Genomic DNA, 12,193 nt, shown 5'->3' on the forward strand with positions numbered 1-12,193 from the left:
GTTGCGTGGGTGGCCTCGGCGTCTTGTCGATGCGCTACGAACCCGACCCCACCCAAAGGGTCGTCATGGTTGTCCGCTCTTCGCAAATACGCAAGCCCGCAACACTTTTGCCTATTCCGCGGCATGTGCTCCGCGTGGGTGCCGGGGACCGTGCTGGGGAGCCTGGGTCGGGAGATCCGAGCCTTCTCTTCCGGCTCGGCCTTGGCCTCACCAAGCTTCCGTGGTTCCTTTGTACCCCGTGACCAGCGTCACATCAAGGCCCAAACCGGGCGTGAATTCAGATCGTTACGCCGGCGCCGGCTACCTCACGAAGAGTCGGTCAAAAAGCGAAGCGCCGCAACAGCGAATAGGTCAGCGCCCCGGCCGCGAGCGCACTGACGCCGACCGCCGCCGTGGTTGCCACGGCAGCACTGGACGGCGCCGGGATGCGGTCGCGCAACGACACCGGTTTGGAGAAACTCAGTACCGGCCATCCGCGGGCCGCCGCCTCTTTGCGCAACGCGCGATCGGGGTTTACCACGGCCGGGTGGCCGACCGCTTCGAGCATCGGCACATCGGTGCTCGAATCGGAGTAGGCGTAGCAGTGCTCGAGCGCGTAACCCTCGCGGGCGGCCAGTTCGCGGATGGCCGCGACCTTGCCCGCGCCGTAGCAGTGGAACGCGATCTCGCCGGTGTACCTGCCGTCCTCGACGACCATCCGACTGGCCATGGCGTGGGTTGCGCCCAGCGCCCGGGCGATCGGCGCGACGATCTCCTCGCCGGAGGCCGAGACCACGACCACGTCACGACCGCACAGCTTGTGATCGGCGATCAACTCCGCCGCCTCGGCGAACACCAGCGGATTTACGATGTCGTGCAGGGTCTCGCCCACGATCGACTTCACCTGTTCGACGTCCCAGCCGGCACACATGTTGGTCACATAGGACCGCATCCGATCCATCTGGTCGTGGTCGGCGCCGGACATGAGGAACAGGAACTGTGCGTAGGTCGACTTCAGCACGGCACGCCGATTCATTAGCCCCTGCTCGAAAAAGGGTTTGCTGAACGCCAATGTGCTGGATTTCGCAATCACGGTCTTATCGAGATCGAAGAAGGCCGCGGTGCGCACCGGTCGATCCGTCGGGGCAGTCGTTTGCGGAGTGGTCGACCTCTCGGCCGCCGACTCGGATGCGGTCACAGCGCCAGCATAGGGTCGGCCGAGTGACAGTTGGCGACAGAGTGTACAAACTGGCAGGTTACGACACCTGCGGGTAAGTGCCGACTTCTCGGATTTCGTGCTGATTTCGTTAGCAACGAGCACTTGCGCCGTGACGGACTGGCGTGTGTATAGTGAGCGTTACCCGGCTTATGCTGGGTGTGCATCAGCCCGACCCCCCGGGGCTGATTCACGACGACCTCCGCCTCCTCCCCCCCTGGCGGGGGTCGTCCCCTTTTCGGGGTTCTTCGCAATCCGGATACATCCGCCATTGTCGCGGGGTTGCGGAACGCGATTTTCGCCTATCCCGGCATCGGGCTTATCCCCAGTACCTGGTCCATCCACAGAGCGGTCAGCGGTCGTCGCGCATCGTCGGTCGGGCACCGCAGGGTGGACGCCATGGCTTCGTCGAGTGGATATCTCGCGCTGATCGCCGATCCTGCGTTGCGCGACGACGTCGACCGGGTGTGCGCAGCGGCGGGCGTCAGCGTGGTGTACGCGGGCGAGCCGTCCAGTCGCAAGGTGTGGACCGGCGCGGCGGCGGTCCTGCTCGACACCGCGGCGGCGCAACGGTGTGTGCGCAGCGCGCTGCCGCGCCGCCCGCGGGTGATCGTGGTCGGGCGGGCCGAGCCGTGCGCCTCCGACTGGCAGACCGCGATCGCGGTGGGCGCTCAACGGGTGGTCACCCTGCCTGCGCAGGACGACGTGTTGATGGCCGAGCTCGCCGCGGCCGCGGACGAGGCCGACGAGACCGGACGGCGAGGTGCGGTGGCCGCGGTCATCGCAGGCCGCGGCGGCGCCGGAGCGTCGGTGTTCGCAACGGCCCTGGCGCAGTCGACGTCTCAGGCGCTGCTGATCGATGCCGACCCGTGGAGTGGCGGCATCGACCTGGTGGCGGGCAGCGAGGCCGAGTCGGGACTGCGCTGGCCGGATCTGCAGCTGCGCGGTGGCCGGCTCAGCTACGGGGCCCTGCGCGAGGCACTGCCCCGGTGTCACGGGGTCAGCGTGTTGTCGGGCGGTCGCGCCGGCGGCGAGGTGGAGGCCGCGCCGTTGGGCGCGGTGATCGACGCGGGCAGCCGCGGCGGCGCGACCGTGGTCTGCGACGTGCCCCGACGCTCGACCGCGGCCGCCGAGACGGCGCTGATCGCAGCGGATCTCGTCGTCGTCATGACCCCCGCCGACATCCGGTCCTGCGCGGCGACCACTGCGGTCGGGCGCTGGGTCTGCTCGCTCAACGCGAATGCGGGCGTGGTGGTGCGGGGGCCTGCGCCGGGCGGGCTGCGCTCGGTCGACGTCGCCGCGATCGTCGGTTTGCCCCTGCTGGCCGGGATGCGGCCACAACCGGGCGTTGCTCAAAGCCTGGAACGCGGAGGTCTGCGGGTCGGCACCCGCTCACCGCTGGCGGTCGCGGCGCGCAAGGTGCTGACCACTCTGCACCGGCATCCGGGTGCGGACCGATGAATTCGCCGCTGATCGACCGCGTCCGCGAACGCCTCGCCGCGGAGTCGGCACCGCTGCGGCCCACCGTCGTCGCCGACGCGATCCGGGCCGAGTCGGGTGGTCTGCTCGGCGACACCGAGGTGCTCAGCGGTCTGCGGGCACTGCAGACCGAGCTGACCGGCGCCGGCGTGCTCGAGCCGCTGCTGTCCGCCGAGGGCACCACCGACGTGCTCGTCACCGCGCCGGACGAGGTCTGGGTCGACGACGGGACCGGTTTGCGCCGCAGCGCGGTGCGGTTCGCGGACGAGGAGGCGGTGCGACGGCTCGTTCAGCGGCTGGCGCTGGCGGCCGGTCGCCGGTTGGACGAGGCGCAGCCGTGGGTGGACGGACAGCTGACCGGCGTCGGCGGCGGTCAGTACACCGTGCGCCTGCATGCGGTGCTGGCGCCGATCGCCGCGACAGGAACCTGCCTGTCGCTGCGGGTGTTGCGGCCCGCCACCCAGGATCTGGACGCGCTGACGCGGGCGGGCGCCATCGACCCGAGCGCGGCCGGGCTGCTCGCCGACGTCGTCGGGGCGCGGCTGGCGTTCCTCGTGACCGGCGGAACGGGCGCGGGCAACACGACAACCCACCTATGGCACCGCAACTAGTGCGACAAGGGGCGCGCCGGTCGGCTTACGCTCAGGCAATGCGGGACCGCAACACGATCGACTCCGAACTGAGGTTGGTCGCGGCGGTGCGGCGCACCTGCTCCGAACTGGGTGCCCCGAATCCGTCGACTACCGTCCTGGACGAACTGCTCGACGAGCGCAACGCCGGCAGCCGCAATGCCTCGCTTTGAGCGCGGGCCGGTCGCCGGCAACGGCTAGATTTCGCTCCACGAAAGTTCGTTGCCGGGTTCGTCGAGAAACCAGCAATACGTCCCGCTCGCAATGTCTTTCAGCCGCCGGCGGATGGTTGGAGCGTTGCGAGATGCGAACGCGGACAGGAATTGCAACTGCTCCGGTGCGATGTACTGCTCGACCGCCCACTCGGTCAGGTTCTCTTTGCGCGTCTCGTTGATCTCGCCGTCCGTCGCGACTGCTTCGACGATCCAGAACGTCGCCGGCGTGACGCCGACATCGACGACGATCGCGTCGGGCAGCACGGACGAGACGTTGATCGAAATGCCGATCTGAGCCAGCACGGCCTGATCCGCGACGTACAGCTTGTCGCCGGACTGGCTGATGGCGAGCACTACCGGCGTGGCAAGCCGTGCGGGTGCCCACTGTTCGATCACGCCCTTGAGGATCATCGACGACACGCCGGGGTCGAGCACCCGTTGTCCGTATCCCGGAAGCTGGACGGTGACTTCGTGCTCCGCTTTCGCCAGGGCGCTCGCGTAGTGCAGTTTCAATTTCGCGCCGGGGTTCAGGTGCGCGTCCTGCCAGTCGGCGATCGCCGCGTCGAGCGCGTCGCCGTCGAGCGCGGGATCGAACAGGCCGGCGAACGAAGCGGTCAGCGCCCAGCGGGGCAGCGAACTGCTCGTCGCGATGCCCGCACGCAGCCGCGCCGCGCCGTTCTCGCGCCACTTCGGCCAGATTTCGTCGCGCAGCGTCTCGCGGGTGGTGTCTGCGTACCAAGGGTGGTGACTGTCGCCCCACTCCTGGACCAGCGTCTCTATCCGCCGTCGGCCGACTGCCGCGGCGGCAGCGTAGGCCAGGCGCTCGTCGTCGCTGGTGTGAGCGTGGATCGTGTCGGACATCCACAGCACTGTTGACGGCCTGCTCCACACGTTCTCCGGTTCGGGGGCGCCCTCGTCGTCGACCACTGCGCCGACGTAGATCATCGCGGCGACGCCGGCCGCGGCTAGCGGGTTGGACAGCACCGCGTCGAACGCTTCGGGCGGGAAGATTCTCACCAGTCGTTCGCGAACGTGATCGCGGTCGACGACGGGCCGCAGCGTCATGCGCTCACCGGCCGATACGCGCGAGCGACGGCCGCGTCGAAGTCGGCCGCGCCGAGGTCCGCCCATCCGGCTATGACGTCTGGCTCAGGCAGCGGCAGGGCCTCAAGTTCGTAGGCGCTCACCGCGACGCTGCCAGACAGGCAGCGCAGAACCCGATCGGTCGTGACGGTGGCGAGTAGGCGTGCGAGCAGGTCGGCCGGCACCGCTTGCGACTGGCCGCGGGCGGCGCGGATGACGTTCACATGGTTCTCGACGACGACGCGACCGCCCCATTCGGCGAGGACGTCGGCCGTCAGGTGAGCGGCGACCAGCCGGCGCGTCTGCTCGGGCGCCGTGGTGCGCTGCACCAGGACGGCCGGTTCGGTCAGCACCATGACGTGTTCGTCGTTGCCGCGCAGTTTCAGGTAGCGCGTCGAGTCCCGCGCTGCGTCGCGATGGACCTTGCCGCCGTCGATGTCAGCTGCCCACAGCACCGGCACCCGGCCGGCGCCCGGTCGCGACACAAGGTCCGCCTTGCGCCGATTCCACACCAGCGGACCCGTCGACACGCGCCAGCCGACCGACCGGAGATTTGTCCGCATGCCGATCGCCGCCGCTGCGGTCGGTGCGTCGTCGGAGTGACGGGGCAGCAGCCACGGCAGGACACCGCGCGGCGATCGCACGGTGGCGACCTCGCTGGTCTGCGGCCCGATCGTCGAGATAGTGACCCGCCGGACCCGCTTGCTACTGAACGTCGCCAGGCACGTCTCTTGCAGGACGCCGCCGAACGATCCGCTCCGGTCGGCGACGAACGCAATCTCGCGAAGCGGCGCCTGGTCGGCGAGCACCCGCCGCAGGTTCTCGAAGTACCGGCCGGCCAGGAACGACGTCGGGACGAGCGCGGACAGAACGCCGTCGCCGGCGATCGCGTCGAGGCCGGTCGCCATGAACAGGCCGTACAGGTTCGCGTGGCCGTAGAGCGACTCGGCGAAGCGCTCGCGCTCGGCCGATCCGAGTCGGACGCGGCCATACGGCGGGTTCATCACGGTTGCCAGCGTCGGCACGTCAGCCGGTGCGAGCCCGTCGCCGACCGCGGCCAAGGCGGGCAGCGGGCGCCGGCGTGCTCGCGGCGTGCGCGCCAGAATTGGCAGCATCTCCGACGCGAGCAGGACGTTCGCGAGCCAGACGGCGTTCTCGTCGGTGTCGGTGCCGGCGATGACGTTCGGCAGGCCGGCGAGCGCGAGTTGCGCGTCAACGCGCGCGGCGGCGCCCAGGTGCTCGCGCAGGATAGGCAGCAGCAGGGCGCCGGCGCCGCACGCCGGGTCACGCACCAGCCCGCTCAGAGCTTGCGGGCGCTTCCACCCGAGAGCCCGCTTGGTCATCGCCCACAGGGTGTCGGCGAGCACCTTGGACGTGTAGTGCCGGCCGTGCTGCGCGCGGTCCTTCGGGTCAAGCTGGGAGACGTAGAGCATGCCCAGTTCCTCGGCCGTCGTGCCGGCCAAGTCGACGGCGGCAGCGTCACCGGCCCAAGCTGGCATCGGAGTGTCGGCGATCGCCCAGTCGACTTCGAGCCACTGCCCGGACAGGCCGGCCGCGCGAGCGCGCGTTGCCCACCACGCCGGCACGCCGGCCAGGACCGACGCCGCGGCCGGGGTGATGGCGTTAGAAGTGACAGGAGTCGACGAGGTTCGATTCGTTCGGGCCGACCGCGCCGGCATGGGTTCCGGCAACGCTGTCACCTGTCACCCCCGCGCGTCACATGTCGTATCTTCGCAAACGGGTCCGTCAGCCGAGCGTGCTACGCGCCGTCGCGGTCCTAGTTTCTGCTCACGGCTTCGCGGTATCGCGCCATCGCCGGCCCGGTCTCGACGCGGACGCGCAGCATCCGCATGTACCCGCGCATCCACAGCTGCGGCAGCACCAGCGACTCGCCGCCGGCGTAGGGGTTGCGGTCGCCAGGCTCGGCGAGCGAGCCCGAGTAGAGCGCGAACATGTACTCAGCGCGCCTGCTCACCCGATCAGGATGCAGGCTTGTGCGCCCGGAACGTCGGACCCACGCCGACGACGAGGGCCAGGACCACGACGGCGACCAGGCCGGCCGGTCCGCCGGCGCTCACGTCAGCGACTCGTCGGGCGTCGCGGCGACCGCTTCCCGCACCTTCCGGCCGTACCGCGAGCGCAACCCGGTCCCAGTGCGCCTGCGGTACTCAGCGCGATACACCCGAGCCCCCGCCGCGGCCCACGCGCGGCACTCGTCGCAGCGGCAGCCCTCCCGCCGGTATCCCGTCCGCGTGCCGTGCTCCCACGGCGCCGCGTCGGCCGTCACGCAGCGCCCGCACCGGCGCCGGCCGGCCGGCGCGCTATCGGGGTACGTCGGCACCAGCCGGCCGCACCTGATGCACGGCACGTCAGCACGGCGGGGCATCCTGCGTCCTTCCAGCGGTTTGTTTTTTTGGGGAAAGCCAGGGGGGGCGACGCCTAAGCCACGAGGGGCGGCGTGGGGCGGGGGTGGGGGTTACCCGCCCTGGGTGGTCATGGTTGGTCGTCGCCGTCGGCCGCGGCCAGGTCGAGCAGTTGGCCGGCCTCGGCTACCAGCCGCGTGATGTTGGCCGGCTGCGATCCGGCGCGTGGGTAGACCTCGACGTGGCCCAAGCGGTCGCCGGCGTTGTCGACGGCCTGGACGCCGACGATGAGCACGGCGTCCACTGGCACGGTGTTCTGGTCGGTGTCGTCGTCGTGTGCGATCGCGAACGCTGCGTCGATCGCTTCGTCGAGCAGCGCGAACGCCTCGCGATCTTCGTGGACTGTGCTCACGTCCTGGTCCTCGTCGTCGTGGTGGTTGGCCGTGCGGCCGGCGCGCCCCTCGGCGTCCCCATTGGGCGGCGCCATGGCGCTCCCGATGCGCCAGCCGCACGGCTGCTTGTGACCGGCTAACTAGGTCTGAGCGACCCGCTGCTTGCGTTGCTCGGCCTGCTCGGCTTGGGCGGCTTCGCGTTGCCGCTCGTAGTTGGCGACACGTTCGGCGAACCCGGTAATCGTGGCCAACTCGACTGGGATGCCGTGCTGCGCAAGCAACCACGGCGTCACTTCGGTTCGCTCGCGGAGGGCCTCGTCGCGGATCGACGCGAACTCGAGAAGGCCGATGTCGGGCGTGATGGCCAGCACCCGAGTGTGGCTTGAGAACCTCTGCCCTGCTGTCTGCACCAGGGCAATGAAACCTCGCTCGGCAGCAGCCCAGAGTTTCACGGCGATCTGAGCGTTACTCAGGTGCTTCATGCCCTCGACGGTGAGCGTCGCGACCTGATCGGTGTTGGCCAGATTGTGACCAGGTAGGGCTTCGGCGGCGTCGGCCAGGGCCTCGGCGTGCGGCGTCAGAAACTCTGCCCACGAGGCCAGGATGTCGTCGGCGTAGTCCAGGAGCGCGGCGTGGCTGATTTCCTTTCTGCGCTGGTCGGCGTCCATTTCGATGCCGCCGGCGGTGAGGTTCCGGTCGAACATCATCCGCTGCACGGTTGTGTCGGTGTGGACGTCGCGGCCGGCTTCGATCGCGTCGAGGACGGCGGCGTTGAGTTGGCTCGCGGAGGTTTCGCGGAATCGGTCGGCGCCGGCGACGATGGCGCGGGCTCTGTCGAGTTCGGCGATGTATGCGGCGGGTAGTGAAACCCCAAGTGTTTCAGCGGTTTTGGTGACGACAGTCAGGGTCGATCGGAGGGTGATGTCCATGGTTGTGGGCTGCCTTTCGGGTCAGGTTGTTTGGTCGGTGTTCGGGGGGGCGGGTGGCCCGCCGTGCGCGTTGCTCAGCAGTTGGCGAATGAATGCGCGTCCGTCCTCGTCGCCGTCGCCGGCCGACTGCGCGGCGCCTAGCCGGTCGAGCGTTTCGGCCAGCCAGCTATTCGGCTTCGACGACAGGCGACGCAGGAATTGCCGCTCGTCGTCCGTGTCGCCGGCCTGGTCGTCGCCGTCCTGGCCCTCGGCGTCGTCGGAGGGGGCGCCGGCGCGGGCGCGCAGGGCGCTCAGTTCGTCGTCGGTCAAACTCGCGATGAGTCGGGCCTGCTCTCTCTGGTCCATCAGGTCCTTTCCAGGTGCTCTCGTAGTGCCGTCTCGTCGACGAACCAACGTCCGCCGGCCTTGCGGCCGGCCAGCTTCGGTGCGATCCGGCGCGCGTGCCTGGTCGAGATACCGAGACGTTCGGCAGCGTCTTCGAGCGGCACTGTCGGCGCGGTCGGGTGCATGTCCGCAGTGTCGCGGATCGCGGTTTCGGACCTGACCGTTTGGCCGCCGGCGGACATGGCTGTGGACATGGCGGCGTGTAACTCCGCAGCTAGACCCTCAAATTGGCCGGTTGGTAGCCCGGACATGCGGCGGTGCTTGACCGCGATCAGGGCCGCTTGAAGCGTGGTCCGCAGGGCTGGCCCGGTGAGCACAACGGCGCCGGCGCGGACTAATCCCTCGGGGGGGGCGGACGGCGGTTCGCCACTCGCCGTCTTCACGCGCCGCGGTCATCTTGTCGCCTTCTGGGTGTCGTGCCGGTGCCGGCGGCTACGGCCGGCGGGGTGGCCGGCCGGCGTCCTGGTGCTCGACGACGGCCGGCCGTCGCTGGGCTTCGTCGTGGGGTCGACGGGCACGACGCTGTGAACGCCGATACACAGCGTGCCGCACGGCGTGAGTTCGGCCTGGGCTTGTCGCGCTTCCTCGACGTCGACCCAGTAGGTCCATTCCGCGGCGAAGTCGCCGCTCTGGGTGCGGTAGCAGATCAGCACGGCGGCGCCGCCCACCTTGGGGCTGGTGGCGTCGACCTGCTCAGTGGCTCTGTGAGCGTTCGAGGACGCCTTTCGGACTCCTGAATCCCACGGATGTGATTCGGTGCATCCTGGGCGCGGCTGGGCGGCGCGTTTGGCGTCGTCCTGGTCCTCGACGACTGGGCGGCGACCCTCATCGTCGCGACGATGCGTCCGCGTCGGCGGCGCGCTGGTTGGCGTCGCGGTCTTCAAAGGCAGCCCGAGCGACCCGACCACCTGGCCGGCTATGACCCCGCGCGGACGCTGCGCGGCCGGCAGGCCTTGAAGGTACGCGCGGCATTGGTGCAGGGCCGGACACCCGTTGTTGCAGAGTCGCAGGGCCTCGCGGCGGGCGTTGTTGAGTTCTTCGGTCGTGGTTCGGCCGGCGGCGCGGTGCTCGCCGATGGTCGATTCGTAGAGGTCGGCCCTGCCCTTGCACCGCGCGCCGTGCAGGGCGGGGATGCCGGCGAGCAGCGCGCGCGCGCTGTCCCAGGTGCTCACAGCACTACGACCGTCGCCCGGAGTTGCTGCGTCGCCGGATCCGTGCTGATGTCGAACAGACCGGTGGAGCGGCCTTCGCTGTCGTTGGGTAGGGCACCGCCGCACGACAACGGCTTCTCTGAGGCGGGATCCGGTAGCCACACATGGCTGGCGTCGTGTAGGCCGGTGCCGGCCGGCTTGAAGTCGGCGCTGGACCGGACCCGCCGGCCGTCGGCGTAGTGCTCGGGATCGTCGCCGACGTCGGTTTGTTCGAGCACTTCGAGGACGATGCCCAGCTGGCCGGCGGGCTCGGCGTCGCAGAGCAACAGTCGCAGCTTCGCGGCCGCGAACTTGACCGCATCGTCGGGGCGGATCGGGGCGGTTGGCATCTGGGTCTACTCCTGGGTGTCGTCGGGCTGGTGAATTGGCTCGGTGATGTCTCGAACCGGGGGTGGTGCCGGTGGCGGTCCGTGCGTGCAGCGGACGGCGGGCTCTATCGGGGTCCGATCGGCCGCGAGCTTCCAACCGCAGGGGTCACAGCGGCGGCACTGGCGAATCGCGGATGCGCGTTCCTCGCGCGCGGCCCGCTCGACGGCGCGACGGCTGCTCACGCTCGACCACCCCACGGCTGCGGTCGCCCGCGTGCCGCGCTCGCGCGCGCGTTAGTACCGTTCCCGATCAACGCGACGACAGGCTGCCGCCCTCGCTCCGCTCGGTTGCCACGTAGCTGCTCCTGGTCACTCCATGTGGGTGGTCGCTTGCGGCTGGTCGCGTCGCGGCCGAAGGGTTGGCTTCCTGAGTTGGTCGGCGCGTGCGGGCGGCGGCAGACATCGGAGAGCGACCAGGAATCGGATACGTGGCAAGGGGGCGGAGCCCCCGCGGCAGCCTGTTTTCGGGACTGGACTGTCGCGTCGTGAACGCGGCAGGGGTTACGTCTGCAAACTGAGCGCTGACACAAGCCCGCGTCGGTTCGAGACGTACCCATAGTGTCCCGGTGGGACATCGACCAATCTGCGCAGGTCACAGACGGTCCACCTGTAGCAAGGTCTGAAATGACCGATACCTTGTCCCAACAGGTGTCCCGCTGGGACATGCTCTGTCCAGCAAACACATTCACCACCCCCCGTCGGGGGTATCGGACGGCCGGGGCGCGCGCTGCCCACGCTTGCGGCTGGTGTCTTTCAGCCGGTTCTCGTAGAACGCTTTCGGCTTGTTCTGATCGCGCAGATACAGGTATCGGTAGCCGCCTTGGACGGCTATCCAGATGCGGGCCTCAGCCAGTTGCTTGGCCTCGCGGGTCGCCTTCCAGTACCTGATTTGGCCGTCGGGGATGAACCACGAATCCAGGTCGCCCAGCACCGTCTTGGAAGTGAGGAAGTCTCGGCCGCGGGTCTGGTCTTTGGCCCAAGACAGCGCGGTCCAGTACAAGCCGCGCGCGGCCATTCCGACGTTGTTGAGCCAGTCGTTGTCCCAATCGTCGTCACTCATCAGAATCCACATTTCGGGTCCGCACGGCGACTGTTCGTTGGCTGGCCCGCTACCGGCTGTCAGATCCGCGTAGGTCGTGAGGATGTCGAGGGCGCGTTGCAGGACTGCGCGGCGCGATGGTCTGCCCCGCCGAGGGGACCGCACCGGCGGACCCCACAGTGCGAGTTGTCCGCTCATGAGGACGTCGCGCCCATCAGCCCTTCGCGATAGTCGCGGAGCGTCCGCAGCGCTTCGGCGTCGAGCGGATCGGTTTCGGCCGCTGGCGCGGCCAGCCATTCGCAAGCCTCGCGCCGGCCCGCTTCGTGAAGCGCTTCGCGGTCGCTCGACGAACAGACCTCGCGGAAGTTGTCGACGTAGCGCCGGCCGGCGCCGCCAACGAACAGGCTGGCGCCGACGTACATGCCCGCGGCTTCGTCGAAGTTCGTTCCGAGCCACGGCGATAGCGACGGTGCGAGCACTTCGAGAACCGCGCTGGCGAAGTCGCTCATCTGCCGGTTTTCGCCGGCGGATTGTTGGCTCACTCGCAGTTGCTCGCGCAGTTCGGCGAGTTCAGCTTCGAGGCGGTACGCCTTCGCCCATCCGGCCCGCCTGCTCGCCTCCAGAGCGCCGATCGCGACGTCGACAGACCCGCTACTGATTGCCGCGGTCACGCCGCACCGCCTCGGAGGATCGCGACTATGCGGTCGCGCTGCTCGTCAGAGAGAGGACCGGCTTCGGCTACGGCCTTCTGGATGTGCGCTTCGAGCTTGGCTGCACGCAGGTTTCGTCGGGCTTCGGCCAGGTCGGGATCGTCGGGTGTGCGTTCGCCGGCCTGTACGCGCCGGGATAGGGCGGCAACTCGCGCTCGTTCTTGTGTCCATGTGGCCACGCGGGACTCCGGGGGTC

General features: G+C 69.3%; 15 protein-coding genes and 1 pseudogene. 3 read left to right on the plus strand and 13 right to left on the minus strand.

All coding sequences use genetic code 11. From position 1 onward, the window contains the following. Positions 1-319: 319 nt before the first annotated feature. Positions 320-1,177: an HAD-IB family hydrolase gene (locus K3G64_RS11070; protein WP_238949857.1), complete on the minus strand. Its 858-nt coding sequence runs from the start codon at positions 1,175-1,177 to the stop codon at positions 320-322. Positions 1,178-1,594: 417 nt separating this feature from the next. On the opposite strand from K3G64_RS11070, the gene ssd reads away from it, so the two are divergent. From ssd to K3G64_RS11085, 3 genes and pseudogenes are all read left to right on the plus strand, one after another. Continuing rightward, positions 1,595-2,656, plus strand: coding sequence for a septum site-determining protein Ssd (ssd, locus tag K3G64_RS11075; protein ID WP_305071284.1), 1,062 nt, complete (start codon positions 1,595-1,597; stop codon positions 2,654-2,656). Next, positions 2,653-3,261 (plus strand): annotated as a pseudogene (locus K3G64_RS11080) (ATPase, T2SS/T4P/T4SS family); the annotation flags it as partial. The gene ssd and the pseudogene K3G64_RS11080, both read left to right, overlap by 4 nt. Before the next feature lie 62 nt (positions 3,262-3,323). Next, on the plus strand, positions 3,324-3,476 hold the full coding sequence (locus tag K3G64_RS11085) for a hypothetical protein (RefSeq protein ID WP_238949858.1): 153 nt from the start codon (positions 3,324-3,326) through the stop codon (positions 3,474-3,476). A gap of 24 nt (positions 3,477-3,500) precedes the next feature. Here K3G64_RS11085 and K3G64_RS11090 read toward each other — a convergent pair whose 3' ends face one another. The 12 genes from K3G64_RS11090 to K3G64_RS11145 all read right to left on the minus strand — a co-directional run bounded on the left by K3G64_RS11090 (position 3,501) and on the right by K3G64_RS11145 (position 11,958). Beyond that, a complete protein-coding gene (locus tag K3G64_RS11090; RefSeq protein ID WP_238949859.1) occupies positions 3,501-4,379 on the minus strand; it encodes a BsuBI/PstI family type II restriction endonuclease in 879 nt (292 codons plus the stop codon). Between the two features lie 200 nt (positions 4,380-4,579). Then, a complete protein-coding gene (locus K3G64_RS11095; protein WP_238949860.1) occupies positions 4,580-6,292 on the minus strand; it encodes an Eco57I restriction-modification methylase domain-containing protein in 1,713 nt (570 codons plus the stop codon). A gap of 86 nt (positions 6,293-6,378) precedes the next feature. After that, entirely contained in the window at positions 6,379-6,576 is a 198-nt protein-coding gene (locus K3G64_RS11100; RefSeq protein WP_238949861.1) for a ribosome modulation factor, read from the minus strand. Between the two features lie 99 nt (positions 6,577-6,675). After that, positions 6,676-6,888, minus strand: coding sequence for a hypothetical protein (locus tag K3G64_RS11105; protein WP_238949862.1), 213 nt, complete (start codon positions 6,886-6,888; stop codon positions 6,676-6,678). Between the two features lie 206 nt (positions 6,889-7,094). Further along, positions 7,095-7,451, minus strand: coding sequence for a DUF7213 family protein (locus K3G64_RS11110; RefSeq protein ID WP_238949863.1), 357 nt, complete (start codon positions 7,449-7,451; stop codon positions 7,095-7,097). 45 nt (positions 7,452-7,496) lie between these two features. After that, the gene (locus K3G64_RS11115; RefSeq protein ID WP_238949864.1) at positions 7,497-8,285 is read right to left on the minus strand and encodes a hypothetical protein; all 789 of its coding nucleotides are present in this window, start codon (positions 8,283-8,285) and stop codon (positions 7,497-7,499) included. Positions 8,286-8,306: 21 nt separating this feature from the next. After that, positions 8,307-8,630, minus strand: a complete 324-nt coding sequence (locus tag K3G64_RS11120) for a hypothetical protein (protein WP_238949865.1) — start codon at positions 8,628-8,630, stop codon at positions 8,307-8,309. Next, positions 8,630-8,794 carry a helix-turn-helix domain-containing protein gene (locus K3G64_RS11125; RefSeq protein WP_238949866.1) on the minus strand — a complete coding sequence of 55 codons (165 nt, stop codon included), beginning with the start codon at positions 8,792-8,794 and terminating at the stop codon, positions 8,630-8,632. The genes K3G64_RS11120 and K3G64_RS11125 overlap by 1 nt, the downstream gene beginning before the upstream one ends. A 267-nt stretch (positions 8,795-9,061) precedes the next feature. Then, positions 9,062-9,841: a hypothetical protein gene (locus tag K3G64_RS11130; RefSeq protein ID WP_238949867.1), complete on the minus strand. Its 780-nt coding sequence runs from the start codon at positions 9,839-9,841 to the stop codon at positions 9,062-9,064. Then, positions 9,838-10,209, minus strand: coding sequence for a hypothetical protein (locus tag K3G64_RS11135; protein ID WP_238949868.1), 372 nt, complete (start codon positions 10,207-10,209; stop codon positions 9,838-9,840). Before K3G64_RS11135 ends, K3G64_RS11130 begins: the two co-directional genes overlap by 4 nt. A 724-nt stretch (positions 10,210-10,933) precedes the next feature. Then, complete coding sequence (locus tag K3G64_RS11140) at positions 10,934-11,308, minus strand: hypothetical protein (RefSeq protein ID WP_238949869.1); 375 nt, start codon at positions 11,306-11,308, stop codon at positions 10,934-10,936. Positions 11,309-11,481: 173 nt separating this feature from the next. Continuing rightward, entirely contained in the window at positions 11,482-11,958 is a 477-nt protein-coding gene (locus K3G64_RS11145; protein ID WP_238949870.1) for a hypothetical protein, read from the minus strand. Positions 11,959-12,193: the final 235 nt, after the last annotated feature.

The sequence above is a fragment of the Mycobacterium sp. IDR2000157661 genome (genome assembly GCF_022317005.1).
Lineage (GTDB): Bacteria > Actinomycetota > Actinomycetes > Mycobacteriales > Mycobacteriaceae > Mycobacterium.

Excerpts from the sequence above, each read along its gene's own strand:
- ssd (WP_305071284.1), top strand. The coding sequence starts at position 1,595 with ATGGCTTCGTCGAGTGGATATCTCGCGCTGATCGCCGATCCTGCGTTG.
- K3G64_RS11085 (WP_238949858.1), top strand. The coding sequence starts at position 3,324 with ATGCGGGACCGCAACACGATCGACTCCGAACTGAGGTTGGTCGCGGCG.
- K3G64_RS11090 (WP_238949859.1), bottom strand. The coding sequence starts at position 4,379 with ATGTCCGACACGATCCACGCTCACACCAGCGACGACGAGCGCCTGGCC.
- K3G64_RS11110 (WP_238949863.1), bottom strand. The coding sequence starts at position 7,451 with ATGGCGCCGCCCAATGGGGACGCCGAGGGGCGCGCCGGCCGCACGGCC.
- K3G64_RS11115 (WP_238949864.1), bottom strand. The coding sequence starts at position 8,285 with ATGGACATCACCCTCCGATCGACCCTGACTGTCGTCACCAAAACCGCT.
- K3G64_RS11120 (WP_238949865.1), bottom strand. The coding sequence starts at position 8,630 with ATGGACCAGAGAGAGCAGGCCCGACTCATCGCGAGTTTGACCGACGAC.
- K3G64_RS11125 (WP_238949866.1), bottom strand. The coding sequence starts at position 8,794 with ATGCACCCGACCGCGCCGACAGTGCCGCTCGAAGACGCTGCCGAACGT.
- K3G64_RS11135 (WP_238949868.1), bottom strand. The coding sequence starts at position 10,209 with ATGCCAACCGCCCCGATCCGCCCCGACGATGCGGTCAAGTTCGCGGCC.
- K3G64_RS11140 (WP_238949869.1), bottom strand. The coding sequence starts at position 11,308 with ATGAGTGACGACGATTGGGACAACGACTGGCTCAACAACGTCGGAATG.